Source organism: Pseudomonas sp. 01L34 (assembly GCF_056400265.1).
Window position 1 is genome coordinate 205,313 of record NZ_JBFTSX010000007.1, and the last position, 23,327, is coordinate 228,639.

The following is a 23,327-nucleotide window of genomic DNA, read 5'->3' on the forward strand; positions in this document are numbered from 1 at the left end:
CCGATGCACCCAAGCCGCAGGCACCTTATTGAATGTTCCCGTCTTTTAGAGGAGCGCGACTCGATGACCGTGATCAAGCAAGACGACCTGATTCAGAGCGTTGCTGACGCCCTGCAATTCATTTCTTACTACCACCCCGTGGATTTCATCCAGGCGATGCACGAGGCCTACCTGCGTGAAGAATCGCCGGCAGCCCGCGATTCCATCGCGCAAATCCTGATCAACTCGCGCATGTGCGCCACCGGCCACCGCCCGATCTGCCAGGACACCGGCATCGTCACCGTGTTCGTGCGCGTAGGCATGGACGTACGTTGGGATGGCGCCACCATGGGCCTGGACGACATGATCAACGAAGGCGTGCGCCGGGCTTACAACCTGCCGGAAAACGTCCTACGTGCCTCGATCCTCGCCGACCCGGCGGGCGCTCGTAAAAACACCAAGGACAACACCCCGGCCGTTATCCACTACTCCATCGTTCCGGGTAACACCGTGGAAGTGGACGTGGCGGCCAAGGGCGGCGGTTCCGAGAACAAGTCGAAAATGGCCATGCTCAACCCGTCCGACTCGATCGTCGACTGGGTTTTGAAAACCGTTCCGACCATGGGCGCCGGCTGGTGCCCACCGGGCATGCTCGGCATCGGCATCGGCGGCACCGCCGAGAAAGCCGCCGTGATGGCCAAGGAAGTGTTGATGGAATCCATCGACATTCACGAGCTTAAAGCACGCGGCCCGCAGAACCGTATCGAAGAGATGCGCCTGGAGCTGTTCGAGAAGGTCAACCAACTGGGCATCGGTGCCCAGGGCCTGGGCGGTCTGACCACCGTGCTCGACGTGAAGATCATGGATTACCCGACCCACGCCGCCTCCCTGCCGGTGTGCATGATCCCGAACTGCGCCGCCACCCGTCACGCGCACTTCGTGCTCGACGGTTCCGGCCCGGCCTCGCTGGAAGCGCCACCGCTGGACGCCTACCCGGAAATCGTCTGGGAAGCCGGCCCGTCGGCCCGTCGCGTCAACCTCGACACCCTGACGCCGGAAGAAGTGCAGAGCTGGAAGCCGGGCGAAACCGTCCTGCTCAACGGCAAGATGCTCACCGGTCGCGACGCCGCGCACAAGCGCATGGTCGAGATGCTGAACAAGGGTGAAACCCTGCCGGTGGACCTGAAAGGTCGCTTCATCTACTACGTCGGCCCGGTTGATCCGGTGCGCGAAGAAGTGGTTGGCCCGGCTGGCCCGACTACCGCTACGCGGATGGACAAGTTCACCCGTCAGATCCTCGAGCAAACCGGCCTGTTGGGCATGATCGGCAAATCCGAGCGCGGCCCGACCGCAATCGAAGCGATCAAGGACCACAAAGCCGTTTACCTGATGGCAGTCGGCGGCGCGGCTTACCTGGTGGCGCAAGCGATCAAGAAATCCCGCGTGGTGGCGTTCGCCGAACTGGGGATGGAAGCGATCTACGAGTTCGACGTGAAAGACATGCCGGTCACCGTTGCGGTGGACAGCAAAGGTGAGTCGGTACACATCACTGGCCCTGCGATCTGGCAGCAGAAGATCAGCGAAAGCCTGGCGGTGGAAGTGCAGTAAGCGCTTCAGTCTGCCCGTACGGCCGGCTCATCGTTATGGATGACCCGGCCGTTTTTTTATCCAGTGTCCAAACCGTTCGCGATAGAAAAACCTGGTACTTTGGCAACTCTCAAGCCTGTCAGTCGCCCGAACGATCGGTGAGTGCGCGAACAGGACGCCGAGCCGATCACCTGCATGGTATGGTGCCCGCCCGACTTACTCTCTGTTTGCGCCAGCATGCTGCCGACCTCCCGTACCCTGCGTCTGTCGTTGTACTCCCTGCTGATCGTCGCCGGTGCCGTCCTCGCCGCCACCCTGGCCATCCGCCACGCCGAACGCCAGGCGCTGGAAGAAGACGCCGCCCGCGCCAACCAGCAACTGGCGCTGTACGCCAATTCCCTGCATACCCTGATCGACCGCTACCGCGCCCTGCCCGCCGTGCTGGCGCTGGACCCGGAGTTGCGCGCCGCGCTCGATGGCCCGGTAACGCCTGAGCAACAGGACGCACTGAACCGCAAACTGGAAAAAATCAACGGTGCCGCGCAGTCCTCGACCCTGGAACTGCTCGACCGCACCGGCCTGGCCGTGGCCGCCAGCAATTGGCGTTTGCCCAGCAGTTACGTCGGCCACAACTACGGTTTTCGTCCTTACTTCAGCCAGACCCGCACCCAGGGCGCCGGGCGCTTTTATGCGGTAGGCGTCACCAGTGGCATTCCCGGTTACTTTCTCTCCAGCGCGGTGACCCGCGACAGCGGCGAGTTCCTCGGCGCCATGGTGGTGAAACTGGAATTCCCGGAGCTGGAGCGCGAATGGCGTCAGGGCAGCGACACGTTGCTGGTCAGCGATGCGCGCGGGATCATCTTCATTGCCAACCAGCCGGGCTGGCGCTATCGCCTGTTGAAACCGTTGAACGACAGCGATCACACCGAGCTCAAGGCCACCCGCCAATACGACAAACAACCGCTGACACCGCTGGATTACCAATCGCTGCAGCGCTTTGACGACAACAGTGATCTGGCGCGCGTCGTCGGCCCTGACGGCACGGCAAACTACCTGTGGGAATCGCTGCCGCTGACCACTGAAGGCTGGACCTTGCACCTGCTGCGCCGCCCGCAAGTCGCCTTCGAAGACATCCGTAACGCCGCGCTCGCTGCTGCCGGGTTGTGGCTGGCGCTGGTGTTTCTGTTGCTGTTCCTTAATCAACGCTGGCGCCTGGCCAAAATGCGCCAACGCAGCCGCGAAGAACTCGAACAACTGGTGGAAGAACGCACCCGTGACCTGCGCACCGCTCAGGACGGACTGGTGCAATCGGCCAAACTCGCGGCGCTGGGGCAGATGTCCGCAGCGCTGGCCCATGAAATCAATCAGCCCCTGACCGCCCAGCGCATGCAGCTTGCTACGCTGAGGTTGCTACTCGATCACGGCCGGGTCGACGACGCCTACAAGGCGCTGAAACCGGTGGACGACATGCTCACGCGCATGGCTGCCCTCACCGGCCACCTGAAAACCTTCGCGCGCAAAAGCCCCAGCGGTTTGCGCGAACGGCTGGATCTGGCGGCGGTGGTGGATCAGGCCCTGCAATTGCTCGACGCGCGCCTGCGCGATGAACAGGTCAGCCTGGTGCTGCACCTGACCCGTCCGGCCTGGGTGCGTGGCGATGCGATTCGTCTGGAACAGGTGCTGATCAACCTGCTGCGCAACGCCCTGGACGCCATGCAGGGCAAACCCTGCAAGCGTCTGGAAATCCGCCTCGAAGCCGATGAACAGCTATGGCGCCTGAGTGTGATCGACAATGGCGGCGGCATTGCCGAAGAACATTTGAGCCTGGTGTTCGATCCATTCTTTACCACTAAACCGGTGGGTGATGGCCTGGGCTTGGGGCTGGCCGTGTCCTTTGCCATCGTCCACGAAGCAGGCGGACGCCTGAGCGCCGATAATGGCGAGAAAGGCGCGGTATTCACCCTGACGTTGCCCATTGATCTGGAGGTATTTGCCTGATGCTCAATTCGGTGATGGTGGTCGATGACGAAAGCAGCATCCGCAGCGCCGTCGAACAGTGGCTGAGCCTGTCGGGGTTCGAGGTGCAGCTGTTCAGCCGCGCCGATGAGTGCCTGGCGCAACTGCCGAAACACTTCCCCGGGGTGATTCTCAGCGATGTGCGCATGCCCGGCATGAGCGGGCTGGAACTGCTGGCCGAAGTGCAGCGCCGCGACGCCGATTTACCGGTGATCTTGCTGACCGGTCACGGCGATGTGCCGATGGCCGTCGAAGCGATGCGCGATGGCGCCTACGATTTCCTCGAAAAACCCTTCAGCCCGGAAACCCTGCTGAGCAGCCTGCGTCGGGCGCTGGACAAGCGCCGGCTGGTGCTGGAAAACCGTGCCCTGCACGAACAGGCCGACAATCGCGCCAAACTCGATGCCACCCTGCTGGGAGTGTCCCGTGGTTTGCAGACGCTGCGCCGGCAGGTGCTGGATCTGGCGACGCTGCCGGTCAATGTGCTGATCCGTGGCGAAACCGGCAGCGGCAAGGAACTGGTTGCCCGCTGCCTGCACGACTTCGGTCCCCGCGCCGACAAGCCCTTCGTCGCCTTGAACTGCGCGGCGATTCCCGAGCAGTTGTTCGAGGCCGAACTGTTCGGCCATGAGAGCGGCGCGTTCACCGGCGCCCAGGGCAAGCGCATCGGCAAGCTCGAATACGCCGACGGCGGCACGCTGTTTCTCGATGAAATCGAAAGCATGCCGCTGGCGCAGCAGGTGAAGCTGCTGCGGGTGTTGCAGGAACAGAAGCTTGAGCGCTTGGGCTCCAATCAGAGCATCCGCGTGGATTTGCGGATCATCGCCGCGACCAAACCCGACTTGCTGGATGAAGCCCGGGCCGGGCGTTTTCGCGAGGACCTGGCGTATCGCTTGAACGTCGCCGAGCTGCGGCTGCCGCCGTTGCGTGATCGGCGTGAAGACATTCCACTGTTGTTCGAGTTCTTCGCGCAGAGTGCCGCCGAACGTCTTGGCCGTACCTTTCCACCGTTGAGCGGGCCGCAATTGAGCCATCTGCTGAGCCACGACTGGCCAGGCAATGTGCGCGAGCTGGCCAACGTCGCCGAGCGCCAGGTGCTGGGCCTCGGCGAACCGGAACCGGTGGGGATCGATCCCGGCCAGTCACTGGCGGCGCAGGCGGAAGCCTTCGAAGCGCATTGCTTGCGCGCGGCGCTGACCCGGCATAAGGGCGATGTGAAAGCGGTGCTTGAAGAACTGCAACTGCCGCGCCGGACCTTCAATGAAAAGATGCAGCGCCATGGCTTGAGCCGGGAGATGTTCATATCCGACACATGACCTGTGGCGAGGGGGCTTGTCGGAACGCCGCATCGCCCCGTTCGGCTGCGAAGCAGTCGTAAAATCTGCAAATGTGGTGTACCTGAAAAAATGCCGGGGAGCGCTTCGCACTCCAACGGGGGCAAGCCCCCTCGCCACAAGTGATCGGCGGAAATCCGCTCATACTTACGCATACCTTGAGCGACTATCCGCTCAACAAAACCTCTCACCCCCTCTAAACCGGCCCTCCTCCCCTTGGCACAGCTCCTGCTATAGCCCCTGCAGGCTGCGTTTACACGCGCTCCACAAAAACAATTAAACGAAGGATCCTTCAATGGATAACTCCAACGCCCTGCCCCTTGGGTCGGCTGCCGTGCCGGCTAAAGAAAGAAGCACCGCCAGCCGGATCAAATCGATCTTCAGCGGCTCTGTCGGCAACATGGTCGAGTGGTATGACTGGTACGTCTACGCCGCCTTCTCCCTGTACTTCGCCAAAGTCTTCTTCCCCAAAGGCGACACCACCGCCCAACTGCTCAACACCGCCGCAATCTTCGCCGTGGGCTTTTTGATGCGCCCGATCGGCGGTTGGCTGATGGGCCTCTACGCCGACAAGGCCGGCCGTAAAGCCGCGCTCATGGCGTCGGTCTACCTGATGTGCTTCGGCTCGCTGCTGATCGCCCTGAGCCCGGGCTATGAAACCATCGGTATCGGCGCGCCGATCCTGCTGGTGTTCGCCCGCCTGCTGCAAGGTTTGTCGGTGGGGGGTGAGTACGGCACCTCGGCAACGTACCTCAGCGAGATGGCGACCAAGGAACGTCGCGGCTTCTACTCCAGTTTCCAGTACGTGACGCTGATCTCCGGCCAGCTCATCGCCCTGGGTGTGCTGATCGTGCTGCAAAACTTCCTGACCACCGAAGAGCTGTACGCCTGGGGCTGGCGCATTCCGTTCGCCATCGGCGCGCTGTGTGCCGTGGTCGCGCTATACCTGCGTCGCGGCATGGAAGAAACCGAGTCGTTCACCAAGAAAGAGAAAGCCCGAGAAAGCGCGATGCGCACCTTGCTGCGCCATCCCAAGGAACTGATGACCGTGGTCGGCCTGACCATGGGCGGCACGCTGGCGTTCTACACCTACACCACGTACATGCAGAAATACCTGGTGAACACCGTCGGCATGAGCATCTCCGACTCCACCACGATTTCCGCGGCCACGCTGTTCCTGTTCATGTGCCTGCAACCGATCATCGGCGGGCTGTCGGATAAAGTCGGTCGGCGGCCGATCCTGATTGCCTTCGGCATTCTCGGGACGCTGTTCACCGTACCGATCCTGACCACCCTGCACACCATCCAGAGCTGGTGGGGCGCGTTCTTCCTGATCATGGCGGCGCTGATCATCGTCAGCGGCTACACCTCGATCAACGCGGTGGTCAAAGCCGAATTGTTCCCGACCGAAATCCGCGCCCTGGGCGTCGGCCTGCCGTACGCACTGACCGTGTCGATCTTCGGCGGCACCGCTGAATACATCGCCCTGTGGTTCAAGAGCATCGGCATGGAAACCGGTTACTACTGGTATGTCACGGCGTGCATCGCGGTGTCGTTGCTGGTGTACGTGACCATGAAAGACACCCGCAAGCATTCGCGGATCGAGACCGACTGACAGCAACATTGATGGCGGCTGTACCGGCCTCTTCGCGGGCAAGCCTCGCTCCTACAGGGGTACGCGATCATCTGTAGGAGCGAGGCTTGCCCGCGAACGGGACACCTCGGTATCAGGTCAACTCAGCCGCCGTCTGCTTCGCGTACTTGCCCTGCACGTAAGACGCCCCCGCAATCATCACCACCAGAACCCCCGCCAACACCAGCGAAGAACCGATGGTGCCGAAATCCAGGCCACCCTTTGCATGGGGTTTGGTCAGGAAGTCGCCCAAGGTTGCGCCGAATGGCCGCGTCAACACGAACGCCACCCAGAACAGCAGCACCGACGAAATCTTCGTGAAGTATTTCAACAGCACCACCAGCGCAATGGTCGAACCGATCAACAGTGCGCCGCCGGCAAAACCCAGGCCCGAGTCGTCGGCCAGGTAATCGCCAAGCGCCGTGCCCAGGGTGTTGGAAAACAGAATCGCCATCCAATAGAACATCTCGCCCCGGAAGGTCTGGACCTTGGTGACGTTCAGCGAATCGCCGCTCAAGCGCCAGGCCGCGAATATCCCCAGCAGAATCGCAATCAGGATCATCGAACCCGTGGCGTAGCCCAATTCAAGGGTGCGGTCCATGAAGTCGGACATGGTGGTGCCTGCGGTGCTGGTCGACAGAATCACGATCCAGTACAGCACCGGCTTGTAGGTTTTGGACATCAACTGCGTGACCAGCGTCAGCACAAAGACGCTGATCAGAATCAGCGAGCTGATGGCGTAACCGACATTAAGGGTCATCGACAACAAATCCCCCGCGGTTTCACCCAGGGTCGTTGCGCAGATTTTCATGACCCAGAACGCCAGGGTGATCTGAGGAAGTTTATTCATTCAAGGCAAGCTCCAGTTCGTGGCAGTCGTTTCTTCGGGTTATTGACCGGTGCGCAGACTGGCGGTGGAGCGGTGAAAAATAGGTAAGTGCAGGATGAAAATTCTGTCACGCAGACAAGAGAGCCCGATTAATCGCTGGTTAATGCCCAGTACGCATCCTGCCCCCCGTCGATCAATTCATTGCAATGTGCAAACTGGAGTTACCCATGAAAACCAAACTGATGCTTGCCCTGACCCTCTCTGTGCTGGCGGCCAATACCTTCGCCGCCGATGGTTACGACCGCACCGGTTCCGCCGTCTTCACTGCGCAAAGCAACACCGCAGACGACAGCCGCACCGACGCGGCCAAAGTCGCTACCGACAGCGTCGATCGCACCGACGCTGCCCGTACCAACTGATCCCTGTACGCACCACACAGCCCGGCTCTGGCCGGGCTTAGTCATTTCTGGGGAAAGCAAAACCCGGTGATCGCCACAGAAGCCCCACTCCCACTGATTGAAATCTGCCGCTGGCCCTTGCACCATGCTCACCTCCCGGACGCCCTCAGGAATTCACTCCATGCCCGACGATATCCATTTCTACGAACCCGCCAACGGCCATGGCCTGCCCCATGACCCGTTCAACGCCATCGTCGGCCCGCGTCCCATCGGCTGGATTTCCTCCCAGGACGCCAACGGTCGCCTGAACCTGGCGCCCTACAGCTTCTTCAACGCCTTCAACTACATCCCGCCGATCATCGGGTTTTCCAGTGTCGGGCGCAAAGACAGCCTGAACAACATCGAGCAGACCGGCGAGTTCGCCTGGAACCTGGCGACGCGTCCGCTGGCCGAGCAGATGAACCAGAGCTGCGCCATGGTCGGGCCGGAAGTCAACGAGTTCGAACTGTCCGGGCTGACCACCGCCGCGTCGAAGATCATTCAGGTGCCACGGGTCGCCGAAAGCCCGGTGTCCTTCGAGTGCAAGGTCACGCAGATCATTCAGTTGCAGCGCGCCAACAAGGAAGTGGTGCCGAGCTGGCTGATTCTCGGCGAAGTGGTCGCCGTGCACATCGCCAAATGGCTGTTGAAGGATGGGGTGTACGACACCGCCGCGGCAGAACCGATTCTGCGCGGCGGCGGGCCAGCGGATTATTTTCAGCTGGGGCCAGAGGCACTGTTCAAGATGTTCCGCCCGGGGGCGGTCAAGTGATTACCAGAGCAGGTCGGCGTCTTGTTTGACGTCTTTGAGGTGGGTCAGCTCTTTGGCCGCGGCCTCGTCGGCTTCATGAGCGGTCTTGAACGTCTGGCCTTCCAGCACTTTGTGAAAAACCGGGGCACCGGAACCACCGAGGGCTTTGACGGCAATCGCGGCGTGGTAACCGCCCTCGCTCGGTACTACTGCTGAAACGGCTTCGAAGTGTTCAAAGGCTTTACGTGCCATGTCGCGGATCCTGGCTAATGGAGAGTTGCGCCATTAAACCCTCAACCGGCCAGTTTGTGTACCGCTGCCTGGGACTGGCCGAGGGCCTGGGTCGCCGAGACATCCTTGAAAGTATGGAAATCCAGGCTGTTGACCACCATTTCCTGCACCAGTTCGGCAAAAATCTGCATCGCCGGGCTGCCGAAGTAAGCGGTCATCGCCTGTTGGCTGGCCCAGAAACCGGACACCAGCCACAGCTCGGGATCACATTGCGAGTGCTGCAGGGCGAAGCTCAGGCAACCCGGCGCGTTGCGCGACGGTTCGATCAGGGCGCTCAGGCGCGCACCGAGTTCTGCCGAACGCCCGGCGCGGGCGCGAACGAAGGCCATATGACTGACGGGGATCTGCGTAGACATGTTCAACCCTCCCAGGGAGTCGAGTGGCAGCCGTGGGACGGGCTGCGACAGGATCCAAGATTAGGCGGCGCATCACAGTCAGCGTTAGTCGATTTCTGCCGGCTTATTGCACAATCCTGCGCAACTGCAAAAAGCCTCTGTAACAGCGCGCAAAGTATTGTCACACCGCTGTCACACCACTTTTAAGCAAGTTTCATCCACGTTGCCCTGCTATGGCAGCCTCGTGTATTCACCCCGCGCAGAATCAGGCAAGCTTTTGACAGGATGTGTCTACCGCTGTCCCTTGCACAAATTTAAGCTCGGCCCATGACCAACACTTCACGGAGGATTCCCTGCATGTCGTCGCTCGATCACTTTCAGGCTCCGCTTCCCGCTGACATGGAAAAACAGCGCGCGGAACTGGCCGACCTCATCCGTCGCAACACGCTGGACGATGGTTCCTACGCCACCGCCGTCGGTTCGCTGTTCATGTCGCGTCACAGCAAATCCCATGATTTCGCCCCGGGGCTGGCCCAACCGGCCCTGTGCATCATGGCCCAGGGACGCAAGGAAGTTCGGTTGGCGGACGAACACTTCAATTACGACCCGCTGAATTACCTGGTGGTATCGGTCTCGATGCCCCTGAGCGGGCGGGTGGTGAATGCCTCGCCCGAAGAACCGATCCTCGCGGTGCGGCTGGACATCGACCCGGCGGAAATCACCGCGCTGATTGCCGACGCCGGCCCCATCGGCCTGCCCACACGGCCCACGGGCCGAGGCCTGTATGTCGAGCGGATCGACGCGGCCATGCTCGACGCCGTGCTGCGCCTGGCGCGTTTGCTGGACACACCGAAAGACATCGCCATGCTGGCGCCGCTGATTCGTCGGGAGATTCTGTATCGGCTGTTGCGCAGCCAGCAGGGGCATCGGCTGTATGAGATTGCCATCGCCAACAGCCAGAGCCATCGCATCGGCCAGGCGATCAAATGGCTCAACGGCAATTATGAGCAACCGCTGCGCATCGATGATCTGGCGCGGGAAGTGAACCTGAGCGTGTCGACGCTGCATCACCGCTTCAAGGCGATGACGGCGATGAGTCCGCTTCAATATCAGAAACAGCTGCGCCTGCAAGAAGCGCGGCGGTTGATGCTGGCCGAAGGGCTGGAAGCGTCGGCGGCAGGGTATCGGGTGGGGTATGAAAGCCCTTCGCAGTTCAGCCGCGAGTACAGCCGATTGTTCGGGGCACCGCCGCTGCGGGATTTGGCGCGGTTGCGGTTGTCCGTGTAATCAGATTCATACCCTGTAGGAGCGAGGCTTGCCCGCGAAGGCGTCGTATCAGCCAGCATCAATGCTGAGTATGAAATAGCCTTCGCGGGCAAGCCTCGCTCCTACGAGGATGGGGGTGTTTGTTCAGGCGCTCAGTACTCGGCACGCCTCAGCCGGCAAGGTCACCGACACCGGATTGCCAATGCTCAACCCAACGTCCTGACACGGCGTGCTCAACGCGGTAAACGACACCCCGGAACATTCGACGGTGGTTTCGATGGTCGCGCCGATATCCCGCACAAACGTCACCTTGCCCAGCAAGCGATTCCCCGCCGTGGCCTGCGGTTGCGACAGCTGCAGGTCTTCGGGGCGAATCAGCATTTTCACCTTCTCCCCCACCACGATGCTGCTGCAGATCGGCACTTGCAGCGCATCACCGCCGGGCAGGCTGACCTTGCCATTGCCCAACGCCGTGGCCGGGAAAATATTCCCCGAACCGATGAAGTCCGCGACGAATTCGTTGGCCGGGTGCCGATAAATCTCAATCGGCGTGCCCACCTGCTGCACCCGATGCTCACCCAGCACCACCACGATGTCGGCCATGGTCATGGCTTCGCGCTGGTCGTGGGTGACCATGATGGTGGTGATGTTCAAGCGCTGTTGCAGCTGACGGATTTCCACCTGCATCGACTCGCGTAACTTGGCGTCCAGCGCCGACAGCGGTTCGTCGAGCAGCAGGATTTTCGGCCGCGAAGCAATCGCCCGGGCAATCGCCACACGCTGACGCTGACCGCCGGAGAGTTTCGCCACCGGGCGATCAATCATTTCCTGCAGTTGAATCAGCTCAAGCAACTCCACCACCCGCGCCTGCTGATCAGCCTTGCTGACCCCACGCAGTTTCAGCGGATAGGCAATGTTCTCCCCCACCGTCATGTGCGGGAACAGCGCCAGGGATTGAAACACCATGCCGAAATTGCGCTGATGCGCAGGGGTATGGCCGATGTCTTCACCGTCCAGGCGAATCTCGCCGCCGGTCAGGGTTTCGAGCCCGGCGATCATCCGCAGCAAAGTGGTTTTACCGCAGCCCGACGGGCCGAGGAAACACACCAGTTTGCCCTCGGGCAAATGCAGGTTTACATCCTTTACCGCGCAGGCCGAGCCGTAATGTTTCTCGACGTTTTCCAGAATCAGACCAGTCATTTGAATCACCTCAAGAAATCAGAACGAAACGCCGCCTTCGCCAACCAACTTTTCCAGCGCCCAAATGAGCACGAAGTCGATCAGCACGATCAGCACGGCAAACGAGAAAACGGTAGGGTCGAGCGAAGACACGGTGCGGCTGTACATCCAGATCGGCACGGTCATGACGTCGATGGTGTAGAGGAAATAGGTCACGGTGAATTCGTTGAACGAGACGATGAACGCCAGCAGCATGCCCGCCAGAATCCCCGACTTCATCAACGGCACCACCACATCGACAATCGCCCGAGTCGGTGAAGCGCCGAGCATTTGCGCGGCCTCTTCGACTTCGCTGCCGATGGAGAGCATCGCTGCCGTGCAGTTCTTCACCACGAACGGCAGCGCTAGAATCACATGGGCAATCACCAGCCGCGAGGTGGTGATCTGGAATGGCAGGCTGTCGAACACCAGCAGCAAGGCCAGGCCCAACACCACCATCGGGAACACCAGTGGCAGCGACATCAATTGCAGCGCCACGGCCTTGCCGCGGAACTCGCAACGGGTCAGCGCGTAAGCCGCCGGCACCGCGATGATCGTGGCGAAGATCATGGTCAGGCAGGCCACCATCAGGCTGGTGCTCATGGCTTTGCCCAGGCTCAGCACGTCGCTGGCATCCGGTGAGACGAACGTGTGCCAGGCGGCCTTGTACCATTGCAGGCTGTAGCTGCTGGGCGGAAAGTCGAGGTTCGAGGCGCCGCTGAACGACATGACGATCATGGTCAGGATCGGCAGCACCGCCAACAGCAAAATGAAGCCCGAGAGGATGCCGGCGAACTTGCCGGTATCGCCCGGCAGCAACGACTGACGCTTCTTGATCAAAGTGCTCATTGGGAAGCCTCCAGCATGCGCCGACGACGGCCAGTGATGTATTCGGACAAGGTCATGATTGCCAGGGTGGTAACGATCAGCACCACGCCGGCAGCGGACGCGGCGGGCCAATTCATCAGCGGGGCGATCTGGTCATGGACCATCACCGCCAGCATCGGCACGCGCCGACCGCCGAGCAGCAAAGGCACCACGAAGCTGCTGGCGTTGTAGGCAAACACCAACGTCGCGCCGGTGATGATCCCCGGAAAACTCATCGGCAACACCACTTGGCGAAACACCTGCAGGCGACTGGCGCCCAAGGTTGCAGCGGCTTCTTCGTAAGTGCGGGCGACTCCGCGCATGGCACTGGCAATCGGCAGCACAGCCAACGGGAACGCGGTTTGCACCAGGCCCATCAATACGCCGTTCTGGTTGTACAGCAGCATGATCGGCCGCTTGATCAGGCCCAGGCCCATCAGCGCCTGATTGAGCATCCCGCCCGGGCCGAGAATCACCAGCCAGCCGTAGCTTTGCAGCAACAGGTTGACCAGCAACGGCAACAGCACCGCCGCCAGGAAAATCCGCCGCACGAACGGTGAGGTCAGCCGCGACATGGTGTAGGCCACCGGGATCGCCAGCAGCACCGCGATCACCGCGCTGATCAGCGCCAGGCGCAGGGTCAGCAGCAAGGATTTGAGGTAGTACGGTTCCAGCAATTGCGCGTAACTGGCCAGGCTGAAGCCGGACCACTCCGCACCTTTGGTGCCCACGCTCATGCGCAGCACCAGGAGGCTGGCGGCAATCAGCACGCCGAGAAACAGCATCGACGGCGACAGGAAAAACCACGCACGCACTGTCGGTGAGACACCCCGATTAGCGCGCGTGGGTGCGACGCTTACCGGATGGGTCAGAGGTTGGTGTTCCATAGCAAGGGTCTCGTCAATGGAAAGCAGCTGGCAAACACAGCCCTCAAAACCGCCGTGAATCCTGTGGGAGCGGGCTTTGTGGCGAGGGGGCTTGCCCCCGTTCGACTGCGAAGCAGTCGTAAACCATCTCATGCGGTACACCTGATGCACCGCGATGACAGGATTCAGGGCCGCTTCGCGCCCCAACGGGGGCAAGCCCCCTCGCCACAAAGCCCGCTCCCACATTTGATTTGCGGTGATTTCAGGGCTTGTGTTCGCCACTCGATCAGGAAGAAAAGATTTCCGTGTAACGACGAATCCATTGGTCATGCACGGTGGCCAGGAAGGCGTTGTCGTGCATGATCGCCTTCTCGGCAATCTGCTCCGGCGTAAGGATATACGGGCTCTTGCGGGCTTCGGCGGAGATGATCGCCTTGGCGTTGACTGGGCCGTTGTAGATGTCTTCGGCCATCTTGCCCTGCACTAACGGGTCCAGAGAGTGGTTGATGAAGGCATAGGCCAGGTCGGTATCGCCCGGACGATTTTTCGGCATCACCGAGAGCATCAGGTCGGTGTAGAAACCTTCCTTCATGCCGAACGTGGCGCCCAGACCGTAGGCCGGGTCGCGGATCTGTTTCGGGAAAAACGCCGGCGCGTACAAGCCGCCCATGTCCAGGGAGCCGGTACGGAACAGCTCGGCGATCTGGTTCGGGTTTTCGCCCAGGGTCACCACGCGGCTCTTGAGCTCGGCGAGTTTCTTGAAGCCTGGCTCGATGTTGTGTTCGTCACCACCGGCCAGTTTGGCGGCGATGATGATCAGGTCCATGGCCTCGGTCCAGTTCGGCGGCGGCAGGAAAATGTTCGGCGCCAGGTCGGCGTCCCACATCGCGGCGTAGCTGTCCGGGGCTTCTTTCTGGGTACGGGTGCTGTAGACCAGGCTGTTGCACCACAGCAGGTAACCGATACCGTGGCCATTGGCGCCGGTGCGGTATTTCTCCGGCACGTCCACCAGGTTGGGGATGCGGTTGAGGTCGGGTTTTTCCAGCAGGTTGGCGGCGGCCAGGCCTTCGGCGCCGACGCCGGCCAGGGTGATGATGTCGTACTGCGGACGATCACCGCCGGCCTTGAGTTTGGCGACCATTTCCGAGGTGCTGCCGGTGCGGTCAGCAATGACCTTGCAGCCGTACTTGTCTTCGAAGGTGGCCGCGATATTGCGCAATGCTGCCAGGCCAGTGTCATCAGACCAGGTCAGCAAGCGCAGGGTCTTGCCCGTAAAGCGCGTGTCGCTGGCATTGGCCCGGATGAACGGCATGCTCATGGCTGCCGCGGCTACCGACGCCACACCCACGGTTTTGATGAATTGACGTCTGTTCAGATCATGCTTGCCCATGAAGGACTCCCTTTGTTTTTTTAAGTATGAGGTTGGTCGCAACCGTTGCATCCGCGCGGCCAGATCGGCTTGAAGTCCCCGGTTTCAAAGGACTTGAGCTTGACCTGCGGGTTCATCCTGAGGTCGTGCAAAACACCTGACTATCGATAAATACTCATTGAAGCCATGACGTTGGCGCATGCCTCCTTTCGAGGCATGCGCTCACTGTTTTCGTGCTGTCAGACGGCCCGAATCACGTGTTTGATTTCCTGGAAAGCCTGCAAGCCCCACGGCCCCAATTCGCGGCCGATGCTGCTCTGTTTGTAGCCACCCCAGGCGGTCTGCGGGAAGATCACTTGCGGTGCGTTGATCCACACAAGCCCCGCCTGCAAAGCGTTGGCGACCCGATCGGCGGCCTCGCTGTCGCGCGTGACCACACTGGCCACCAGACCGAACGGGCTGTCGTTGGCCAAGGCGATCGCCTCGGCTTCAGAGCTGAAACTGCGCACGCAAATCACCGGACCGAAAATCTCTTCGCACCACAACGCACTGTCGAGGGGCGCGTCGATGAAAACGGTCGGCTGCAAAAAATATCCGCGTGAAAGGTCCGCCGGGCGATTGCCGCCGCAGATCAGCTTCGCGCCAGCGCTCAAACCGCGATCGATGTGGCCCAGCACCCGCTGGTATTGCGCCTGGTTGACCAGTGCGCCCATCTCCACGTTCGGGTCGAACGGGTCGGCCACGCGAATGGCTTCGGCACGGGCCTTCAATCGCGCGACAAATTCATCCGCCAGTTCATCGGCGACCAGTACGCGGCTGGTGGCGGAACACATCTGCCCGGCGTTGAAGAAACCGCCGCCACAGGCCACTTCCACGGCCAGTTCGATATCGGCATCGGCGAGCACCAGCAGCGAGGATTTACCGCCCAGTTCCAGGCTCACGCCTTTCACGGTTTCCGCCGCCCGCTGCATCACCTGCACGCCCACCGCATTGCTGCCGGTGAAGGAAATCTTGGCGATGCGCGGGTCAGCCGACAGCGGTGCGCCAACGGCAAGGCCGGTGCCGCAGACCAGGTTGAACACACCGTTTGGCACACCGGCCTCGGCAATGATCGTCGCCAGTTCCAGCTCCGGCAGCGGCGTCACTTCAGACGGTTTGAGCACCACGCAGCAACCGGCGGCCAGGGCCGGGGCGAGTTTCCAGGCGGTGGTGACCATCGGGAAATTCCACGGCACGATCAGCCCCACCACACCGCACGGTTCGCGGCGCAAACGGGCGCTGAAATCGTCGCTCGGCAATGCCACGACACTGTCTTGTTTCGCGTCCAGGCCTTCAGCCAGACCGGCGTAATACTCGAAGGTGGCGATCACGTCGTCGACGTCGATGGCCGCTTCGAACAGCGGTTTGCCGTTGTTGCTCGACTGCAACTTCATCAACTGTTCACGCCCGGCCTGCACGCCTGCGGCGATTCTGCGCAGGATCGCCCCGCGCTCGGCACCGGTGGTTTTCGACCATTGCTTGAACGCGTTGGCCGCCGCCGTGACGGCCTGATCGACAGCGTGAGCATCGCCGCCGTTAACGGTGGTCAGCAGGGCTTCGGTCGCCGGATTGATCACACGCAGATGCTCGTTGCCAGCGGACCATTGACCATCAATGAACAGGCCGTCGAGGGTCGTCGGAAAGGTCATGGGAACACTCATTGCGACACCGCCTTCATCCACTGGGTCTGGTCGATTTCAATCAGGGTCGGGCCCTGACGATCGGTGGCCAGGCGCAACGCATCACGCAACCCGTCAACACTGTTGACCGCTTCGGCCGCACAGCCCAGGGCCTTGGCCACACCGATAAAGTCCGGGGTATAGATGTCCACGCCCACCGGCTCGATGGCGCGGTTGACCATGTATTTCTTGATCTCTTCGTAGCCCTGGTTATTCCACAGCAACACGATCACCGGCGTACGCGCTTCCACCGCGCTGGCCAGTTCCGGCAGGGTGAATTGCAGGCCGCCGTCGCCGATCAGGCACACCACCGGCGGGCGCGTGCCGCCTTCGACGCTGCCACCGAGCCAGGCGCCAATCGCCGCCGGCAAGGCGTAACCGAGGGTGCCGTAACCGGTGGACGAGTTGAACCAGCGACGCGGACGCTCCGGGTTGAAGGTCAGGTTGCCGGTGTACACCGGTTGGGTCGAATCGCCGACGAACACCGCGTTCGGCAATTCGTACAGCACGGTTTCCAGGAAGCGGGTCTGGGCCAGGGTCGGGGCGTCCCAGGTCGCGGCGAGCTCTTCTCGCAAGCGAGCGGCGCGCACCTGGCCCCAGTCATTGCGGCGCTCGGCCAGCGACTTGTGGGACAGCGCACTCAGCAGGGCCTGGGCGGCATTGCGCGAGTCGGCCACCAACGCCACCTTCGGCGGGTAATTACGCACGGTCTGGTCTGGGTCGATGTCCACGCGCAGCAGCACGCCCGGGATTTCGAAACCGCCGGCGAAGGTGATGTCGTAATCGGTTTCGGCCAGTTCGGTGCCGATGGCCAGCACCACGTCAGCCTCGGCCACCAGCGCACGGGTGGCCACCAGGCTTTGGGTCGAACCGATCAGCAGCGGATGGCTGGATTCGAGCATGCCTTTGGCATTGATGGTCAGGGCCACTGGCGCATCCAGCAGCTCGGCCAGTTCAGTCAGCTCGGCCGCCGCATCGATGGCGCCGCCACCCGCGAGAATCAATGGGCGTTTGGCACCGGCCAGCAGGTCGGTCATGCGGCTGATCGCGCTGGGCGAAGCACCGGCACGATCGATGTTCACCGGCACGCTGGCGAGCAAGTCATCGGCCTCTTCGACCAGTACGTCCAACGGGATTTCGATGTGCACCGGACGCGGACGCCCGGCCTGGAACAGCGCGAAGGCCCGCGCCAATACGCCCGGCAATTCCGCCGCCGACATCAAGGTATGGGAGAACGCCGCCACGCCGCCGACCAGTGCGCTCTGGTTCGGCAGCTCATGCAGCTTGCCGCGCCCACCGCCCAATTGGCTGCGCGATTGCACGCTGGAGATCACCAGCATCGGGATCGAGTCGGCGTAAGCCTGGCCCATGGCGGTGGTGATGTTGGTCATGCCTGGACCGGTGATGATGAAGCACACGCCCGGTTTGCCGCTGGTGCGGGCATAGCCGTCGGCCATGAACCCGGCGCCCTGTTCGTGACGTGGAGTGACGTGGTTGATGCTCGAACGGGCCAGCCCGCGATACAGCTCCACGGTATGCACCCCGGGAATGCCGAACACCTGCTCGACCCCGTAATCTTCGAGTAACTTGACCAATACTTCGCCGCACGTCGCCATGTGTTTGCCCTTTTTGTTCGTTTGAGACGCCGGGCCTGCGCAGTGTTTATGATGGATTGGCAGGCCCGGGAATGGCCTCATTGGAACGGGCGACACGTAGCCGCAACAATGGATAAAAAGTCATACTAGCCATGTCCTCACGTCATACCTTGGATCCCAATGAAACGACTGCCTCCCCTGCCGGCGCTGCACACTTTTCTGATCACCGCGCAGTGCTGCAACTTCACCCGGGCCGCCGAACAGCTGCACATCACCCAAGGCGCGGTGAGCCGGCAGATCGCCGGGCTGGAAGATCATCTGGGCTATGAACTGTTCATTCGCCAGGCGCGGGGCTTGAGCCTGACCGCCGAAGGACGTGAGTGGTTGCCACGGGTGCAGCAGATTTTCGGCCTGATCGATGAGGCCGTGGAGCAGATCGGCGAGAAGCGCGAAACCTTGCAACTCAAGGCGCCGACCTGCGTGATGCGCTGGCTGTTGCCGCGCCTGTTGCAGTGGCAAAAGGAACGCCCGGATGTGCCGGTGGAATTGACCACCACGGTGAAACACGGCGTGGACTTTCATCGTGAACAATTCGACGCGGCGGTGATGTATGGCCCGCCGCCGGAGAGCTCACTGGCCTCCCATCATTTGTTCGATGAGCAACTGACGCCCGTGTGTTCCCGGCCGATGCTTGAAGGGCCACTGGCCTTGCAGACACCGGCAGACCTGCAACAACACTTGTTGCTGCATCCGACCCGGGATGAACGGGACTGGAAAGCCTGGTTGAAAGCGGCGGATATTCATCTGAGTAATGTCGGCAAGGGCCAGCACTTCGAAACCCTGGACCTGGCGATGTCGATGGCGTCCCAGGGGACAGGCGTGGCGATTGGCGATTGGTCGTTGATCGGCGATGACCTGAGCGCCGGGCGGCTGGTCATGCCCTTTGATTTGAAGGTGAAAACCGGATTGGCGTATTACCTGGTGTTCCCCGAAAAACCTGCGCCTTCGCCGAAGTTGCGCGAATTGATGGGGTGGTTGGTGGAGCAGGCGCAGGCACGCTGAACCGAAATCGCCCTGTAGCAGCCTGCGTTCGGCTGCTACAGGGGATGTGGTGTTGCGAAGTTAATACCCGACCGTAAACCGCTGGCGGGAATGCTTCGGTGTTTCCACTTCATCCAGCAACGCGATCGCGTAATCGGCAAAGGTAATCCAGCTGCGGCCCTGCGCACTCACCAGCAAGTCATCCTTGCCGACTCGAAACGTGCCCGTACGCTCACCTTCGACAAACTCCGCCGACGGCGACAGGAAGGTCCAGTCCAGGTTCTGTTCCTGACGCAAGGTGTTGAGGAAATCGGCACCGGCGCTGGCCTCAGCCTTGTATTCCTTCGGGAAGCCTTCGCTGTCGATCACCCGTGTGCCGCCCGGCAGCAACAGCGAACCGGCACCGCCCACCACCAGCAGACGCTTGACCCCGGCCTGCTTCACCGGCTCGATGACGGCGCTGGCGGGGATGGTGGAGAAATGTGCAGCACTGATTACTGCATCATGACCAGCGACGGCGGCTTGCAAAGCGGCAGCATCGAGCACGTCGACGTTTTTGCTGACGACACCGGCACGCTGGCCGATTTTAGAGGTGTCGCGGGCGATGGCGGTGACGCTGTGACCGCGACGCAGGGCTTCTTCCAACAGTTGGCTACCGGCACGACCGGTGGCACCGATGATTGCGATTTTGCTCATGACGTTCTCCAGTTGGCTTGGGTGAATCTGTATTGATGTGTATGGCACGGGGCGACGAAAATCCTGTGGGAGCGAGGCTTGCCCGCGAAGAAGGCGCCGCGGTTTTTTCAGGGATTACGCGTCATCGTTCTTCGCGGGCAAGCCTCGCTCCTACAGGTTCTGCGTCGCCCCCCTCGCCACTGTTCAGCGGATTACCACTTCATCTCGCCCTTGGCGACTTTGGCGCTCAGCTCGAGCGAGCTTTCTTCGCCCAGGGTCGGGTAGCGTTTTTTCATCGCGCCGATCAGTTCGGCTGAATCTTTCGCCTTGGCGGTTTCTTCGTCGAACGCCTTGATGTAATCAGCGGTGAACTGCACAGCCGCCAGAGAGCGAGCGCTCTCACCGAGGTAGTGACCCGGCACGATGGTGTTCGGCTTCAAGGCTTCGATCGTGTGCAGCGTCGTCAGCCAATCGGCATGGGACTGCGTGGTCTGGGTATCAGCCATCCACACATGAATGTTTTCGGCGACAACCACGCCACCGACCACTGCCTTGATCGACGGAATCCACACAAAGCTGCGATCCGGTTGCTTGCCATCCAGGCCGAGCACCTGCAGTTTCTGCCCTTCCAGCATCAGGCTGTCGCCCTTGAGCACGTGCGGCACGATGGTTTTGTTCGGCACGTCGGCGCCCATTTTCGGCCCCCAGAACGCCAGTTTGCCGTCGACGGTTTTCTTGATGTGATCAACCGTCGGTTGCGAGGCCAGTACCTTGGCTTTCGGGAACGCTTTGGTCACGGTGTCGAGGCCGAAGTAGTAATCCGGGTCACCGTGGCTGATGTAGATGGTGGTCAGTTGCTTGCCGCTGGCGCGGATTTTTTCCACCACTTGTTCGGCCTGGGATTTGCCGAATTGGGCGTCCACCAGAATCGCTTCCTTCTCGCCGCTGACCAGTACCGAGGTCACTGGGAAGATCGCGTTGGTGCCCGGGTTGTAGACGTCCAGGGTCAGGGTCGACGCCGCAGCGGCGTGGGCCGCGAAGCCCAGTGCCGCGGTTGCCAGAAGAATGCGTTTGATTGAAGTGAAGCCGATCATCTGTTGCTCCGTTGTCCGAATGCCGTGCTTGGCGATGGGACAGAGCTTAGTTGCCTGGTTCGATACAAAAAATGCGATGCTTGAACATAGTTTGTTTCTGAAAGCGGGCAAATCATGGATCGTCTACAAGCAATGCGGGTGTTCGTCACGGTGGTGGACCTGGGCAGCCAATCGGCCGCCGCCGATCACCTGGACCTGTCGCGGCCGGTGGTTTCACGGTATCTGGCGGAGCTGGAAGATTGGGTCGGCGCACGCCTGATGCACCGCACCACGCGCAAATTGAGCCTGACCGCCGCCGGCAGTGAAATCCTGCCCCGGTGCCGGCAGATGCTCGATTTATCCAGCGACATGCAAGCCGCCGTCAGCGAGCCGGACGACGCACCGCGCGGCCTGCTGCGGATCAGCGTCAGCACCTCGTTCGGCCAGGCGCAACTGGCCGATGCCATGGCCGCCTACGTCAAACGTTACCCCGGCGTAAGCATCGATCTGCAAATGCTCGACCGCACGGTGAACCTGGTGGATGAGCGCATCGACCTGGCCATCCGCACCAGCAACGACCTGGACCCGAACCTGATCGCCCGGCGGCTGACGGTCTGCCGCTCGGTGATCTGCGCCTCCCCCGCTTACCTGCGCGAGCACCCGGCGCCGCAGCGGGTCGAAGACCTGAGCCTGCACAATTGCCTGACCCACTCCTACTTCGGCAAAAGCCTCTGGCATTTCGAGCAGGATGGCGAACCGGTCTCGGTGCCGGTACAGGGCAACATCAGCGCCAACGAAGCCAGCACGCTGTTGCGCGCGGCGATGGCCGGGGCCGGCGTGGCGATGCTGCCCAGTTACCAGGCCGGCGTGCATATCCACAGCGGCGAACTGATCCGCCTGCTGCCCCAGGCCGAGCCCCGTCAGATGAACATCTATGCGGTGTATGCCTCACGCAAGCACATGCCGGTGGCGTTGCGCAGCATGCTGGATTTTCTGGTGCTCAGATTTCCCGAAGAACCGGCATGGGATGTGGGCCTTTAACCGGAGCGAATGTGGGGTGGTTTTGATGGCAACTCACCGGCGCTGACCTATGCTCAAAGCAGTACCCAAGGGTATTCGTTCAGAGGTCAACGCCATGAACATCAAAACAAGAAGATACCTCGCCATTTTCATCACCTGCGCGGCGACGCTGGCGCTGTATGGCACAGCCGCCTGGCGTGTCGAACAGTTGCGCAAAGTGCCCCATGACTTCGCGAGCTGCAACTTCGAGCACTGCATCCCCCACAGCGCAAGCCTCAACGCCCTCCGCTGACGAACACCTTGTGGCGAGGGGGCTTGCCCCCGTTGGGTCGCGAAGCGGCCCCAGCATTTCAATGAGAACACCGCATTCACCGAATTACGACTGCTGCGCAGCCGAACGGGGGCAAGCCCCCTCGCCACAAGGGTCAGGCCTCGCTCTTCTGATCGGCAGCGTCCTGATCGGCCTTCAAGCGGTCGCGAAAAGCCTTGGGCGAGATCCCCACCCGACGTCGGAACAAGCGTGTGAAGTTGGTCGGATCGGAAAACCCCAGCACATCGGACATTTCATAAATGGTCATGCTGGTGTAGGTCAGCAAGCGCTTGGCCTCCAGCAACTGACGCTCGTGCATGATCTGCAACGCCGGCTGCCCCGCCAGTTCACGGCACGTGCCGTTGAGGTGGGACACGGAAATCCCCAGCCGATGGGCCAGGTCCTCGACCTTGACGTGCTGGCGATAGGTCTCCTCCACCAGCTGGATAAAACCGTTGAGGTATTCCCGGGCACGCTGCGGACGCTGATTGGCAGCGCGGCGCTGGATCACCTGGCGGCTGACCCACACCATGATCACGCTGACCAGCGAATGCATGAGCATTTCCCGCGCCGGTTGATGGCCGGTGTATTCGCTTTGCAGCGCTGAAAACAGGCTGCTGAGGTACTCGCTGTCCTTGCCCGCCGGGTAGCTTTCGGCTTGGGCCAGGGCATTTACCGAATTGCCCAACTGCGCCTGAAGATGGGCGACCAGCGGCGCGGCCAGGGTGACGACGAACCCTTCGACGTCCTCGGAAAACCGATAACCATGCACCGATAACGGCGGCAGAATGATGATTGCCGGCTCAGCCAATTGTGAGCGTTTCCCTTCGATCTCAAGCTCTGCCTGACCTTTGAAGACGAAGAGCAACTGACACAAATCAGCGTGGCGATGGGGTTTTATTTCCCATTGATGTTCGCGGCTGCGTTTTGAAATGGTTTCACAGTGGAGCAAATCGGGGGTCGGCCAATCCAGGCTTTCACCGTAGAGTTTGAACACCGGAATCGATGGCAGGGCGGGCTTGTTCATCACTTCAATCCAGGCCTCGAAGGTAACGGGGCGATAATCGCACCGATTGGCAGAATGTACAGGTATCGGCTCAGTTTTCACCTTCAATTG

General features: G+C 61.3%; 22 protein-coding genes. 10 read left to right on the forward strand and 12 right to left on the reverse strand.

Annotated elements, in window-relative coordinates:
- Nucleotides 1–63 precede the first annotated feature (63 nt).
- The 4 genes from AC1DQM_RS22720 (at nt 64) to AC1DQM_RS22735 (ending at nt 6,531) form a co-directional block, all read left to right on the forward strand.
- Nucleotides 64–1,587 carry a fumarate hydratase gene (locus AC1DQM_RS22720; RefSeq protein ID WP_007938826.1) on the forward strand — a complete coding sequence of 508 codons (1,524 nt, stop codon included), beginning with the start codon at nt 64–66 and terminating at the stop codon, nt 1,585–1,587.
- Between the two features lie 216 nt (nt 1,588–1,803).
- A complete protein-coding gene (locus tag AC1DQM_RS22725) occupies nt 1,804–3,564 on the forward strand; it encodes a sensor histidine kinase (protein ID WP_477746937.1) in 1,761 nt (586 codons plus the stop codon).
- Nucleotides 3,564–4,898: a sigma-54-dependent transcriptional regulator gene (locus tag AC1DQM_RS22730; protein WP_477746893.1), complete on the forward strand. Its 1,335-nt coding sequence runs from the start codon at nt 3,564–3,566 to the stop codon at nt 4,896–4,898. The genes AC1DQM_RS22725 and AC1DQM_RS22730 overlap by 1 nt, the downstream gene beginning before the upstream one ends.
- Before the next feature lie 313 nt (nt 4,899–5,211).
- A complete protein-coding gene (locus AC1DQM_RS22735) occupies nt 5,212–6,531 on the forward strand; it encodes an MFS transporter (protein ID WP_018926549.1) in 1,320 nt (439 codons plus the stop codon).
- A 112-nt stretch (nt 6,532–6,643) separates the two neighbouring features.
- Here the strand turns inward: AC1DQM_RS22735 and AC1DQM_RS22740 are convergent, their stop codons facing one another.
- Nucleotides 6,644–7,399 carry a COG4705 family protein gene (locus tag AC1DQM_RS22740; protein WP_018926550.1) on the reverse strand — a complete coding sequence of 252 codons (756 nt, stop codon included), beginning with the start codon at nt 7,397–7,399 and terminating at the stop codon, nt 6,644–6,646.
- Between the two features lie 206 nt (nt 7,400–7,605).
- Here AC1DQM_RS22740 and AC1DQM_RS22745 point away from each other — a divergent pair, with 206 nt between their 5' ends.
- Nucleotides 7,606–7,797, forward strand: coding sequence for a hypothetical protein (locus AC1DQM_RS22745; protein ID WP_018926551.1), 192 nt, complete (start codon nt 7,606–7,608; stop codon nt 7,795–7,797).
- A 160-nt stretch (nt 7,798–7,957) separates the two neighbouring features.
- Nucleotides 7,958–8,587: a flavin reductase family protein gene (locus AC1DQM_RS22750; protein WP_018926552.1), complete on the forward strand. Its 630-nt coding sequence runs from the start codon at nt 7,958–7,960 to the stop codon at nt 8,585–8,587.
- Here AC1DQM_RS22750 and AC1DQM_RS22755 read toward each other — a convergent pair whose 3' ends face one another.
- Both AC1DQM_RS22755 and AC1DQM_RS22760 read right to left on the reverse strand, forming a co-directional pair.
- The gene (locus AC1DQM_RS22755) at nt 8,588–8,818 is read right to left on the reverse strand and encodes a hypothetical protein (protein ID WP_018926553.1); all 231 of its coding nucleotides are present in this window, start codon (nt 8,816–8,818) and stop codon (nt 8,588–8,590) included.
- A gap of 41 nt (nt 8,819–8,859) precedes the next feature.
- Entirely contained in the window at nt 8,860–9,213 is a 354-nt protein-coding gene (locus AC1DQM_RS22760) for a putative quinol monooxygenase (RefSeq protein WP_026286455.1), read from the reverse strand.
- 336 nt (nt 9,214–9,549) lie between these two features.
- Between AC1DQM_RS22760 and AC1DQM_RS22765 the strand changes: the two genes are divergently transcribed.
- Entirely contained in the window at nt 9,550–10,479 is a 930-nt protein-coding gene (locus AC1DQM_RS22765; RefSeq protein WP_476212286.1) for an AraC family transcriptional regulator N-terminal domain-containing protein, read from the forward strand.
- Between the two features lie 123 nt (nt 10,480–10,602).
- Here the strand turns inward: AC1DQM_RS22765 and AC1DQM_RS22770 are convergent, their stop codons facing one another.
- The 6 genes from AC1DQM_RS22770 to AC1DQM_RS22795 form a co-directional block, all read right to left on the reverse strand.
- The gene (locus AC1DQM_RS22770) at nt 10,603–11,658 is read right to left on the reverse strand and encodes an ABC transporter ATP-binding protein (protein WP_018926556.1); all 1,056 of its coding nucleotides are present in this window, start codon (nt 11,656–11,658) and stop codon (nt 10,603–10,605) included.
- Nucleotides 11,659–11,676: 18 nt separating this feature from the next.
- Nucleotides 11,677–12,525, reverse strand: a complete 849-nt coding sequence (locus AC1DQM_RS22775; protein WP_258613202.1) for an ABC transporter permease — start codon at nt 12,523–12,525, stop codon at nt 11,677–11,679.
- A complete protein-coding gene (locus AC1DQM_RS22780; RefSeq protein WP_019581522.1) occupies nt 12,522–13,430 on the reverse strand; it encodes an ABC transporter permease in 909 nt (302 codons plus the stop codon). The genes AC1DQM_RS22775 and AC1DQM_RS22780 overlap by 4 nt, the downstream gene beginning before the upstream one ends.
- Before the next feature lie 265 nt (nt 13,431–13,695).
- The gene (locus AC1DQM_RS22785) at nt 13,696–14,799 is read right to left on the reverse strand and encodes an extracellular solute-binding protein (RefSeq protein ID WP_018926559.1); all 1,104 of its coding nucleotides are present in this window, start codon (nt 14,797–14,799) and stop codon (nt 13,696–13,698) included.
- A gap of 218 nt (nt 14,800–15,017) precedes the next feature.
- A complete protein-coding gene (locus tag AC1DQM_RS22790; RefSeq protein WP_305411337.1) occupies nt 15,018–16,466 on the reverse strand; it encodes an aldehyde dehydrogenase family protein in 1,449 nt (482 codons plus the stop codon).
- 8 nt (nt 16,467–16,474) lie between these two features.
- Nucleotides 16,475–18,112 (reverse strand): 5-guanidino-2-oxopentanoate decarboxylase, encoded by a 1,638-nt coding sequence (locus AC1DQM_RS22795; protein WP_064616327.1) that lies wholly within the window; start codon nt 18,110–18,112, stop codon nt 16,475–16,477.
- A 159-nt stretch (nt 18,113–18,271) separates the two neighbouring features.
- On the opposite strand from AC1DQM_RS22795, the gene AC1DQM_RS22800 reads away from it, so the two are divergent.
- Nucleotides 18,272–19,153: a LysR substrate-binding domain-containing protein gene (locus tag AC1DQM_RS22800; protein ID WP_018926562.1), complete on the forward strand. Its 882-nt coding sequence runs from the start codon at nt 18,272–18,274 to the stop codon at nt 19,151–19,153.
- A 60-nt stretch (nt 19,154–19,213) separates the two neighbouring features.
- Here AC1DQM_RS22800 and AC1DQM_RS22805 read toward each other — a convergent pair whose 3' ends face one another.
- Nucleotides 19,214–19,828, reverse strand: coding sequence for an NAD(P)-dependent oxidoreductase (locus AC1DQM_RS22805; protein WP_477746894.1), 615 nt, complete (start codon nt 19,826–19,828; stop codon nt 19,214–19,216).
- Between the two features lie 191 nt (nt 19,829–20,019).
- The gene (locus AC1DQM_RS22810; protein WP_111454714.1) at nt 20,020–20,901 is read right to left on the reverse strand and encodes an MBL fold metallo-hydrolase; all 882 of its coding nucleotides are present in this window, start codon (nt 20,899–20,901) and stop codon (nt 20,020–20,022) included.
- Nucleotides 20,902–21,015: 114 nt separating this feature from the next.
- Here AC1DQM_RS22810 and AC1DQM_RS22815 point away from each other — a divergent pair, with 114 nt between their 5' ends.
- Both AC1DQM_RS22815 and AC1DQM_RS22820 read left to right on the forward strand, forming a co-directional pair.
- Nucleotides 21,016–21,921, forward strand: coding sequence for a LysR family transcriptional regulator (locus AC1DQM_RS22815; RefSeq protein ID WP_258672547.1), 906 nt, complete (start codon nt 21,016–21,018; stop codon nt 21,919–21,921).
- A gap of 94 nt (nt 21,922–22,015) precedes the next feature.
- The gene (locus AC1DQM_RS22820) at nt 22,016–22,192 is read left to right on the forward strand and encodes a hypothetical protein (protein WP_477746895.1); all 177 of its coding nucleotides are present in this window, start codon (nt 22,016–22,018) and stop codon (nt 22,190–22,192) included.
- A gap of 133 nt (nt 22,193–22,325) precedes the next feature.
- Here AC1DQM_RS22820 and AC1DQM_RS22825 read toward each other — a convergent pair whose 3' ends face one another.
- Nucleotides 22,326–23,237: a helix-turn-helix domain-containing protein gene (locus tag AC1DQM_RS22825; protein ID WP_477746896.1), complete on the reverse strand. Its 912-nt coding sequence runs from the start codon at nt 23,235–23,237 to the stop codon at nt 22,326–22,328.
- Nucleotides 23,238–23,327: the final 90 nt, after the last annotated feature.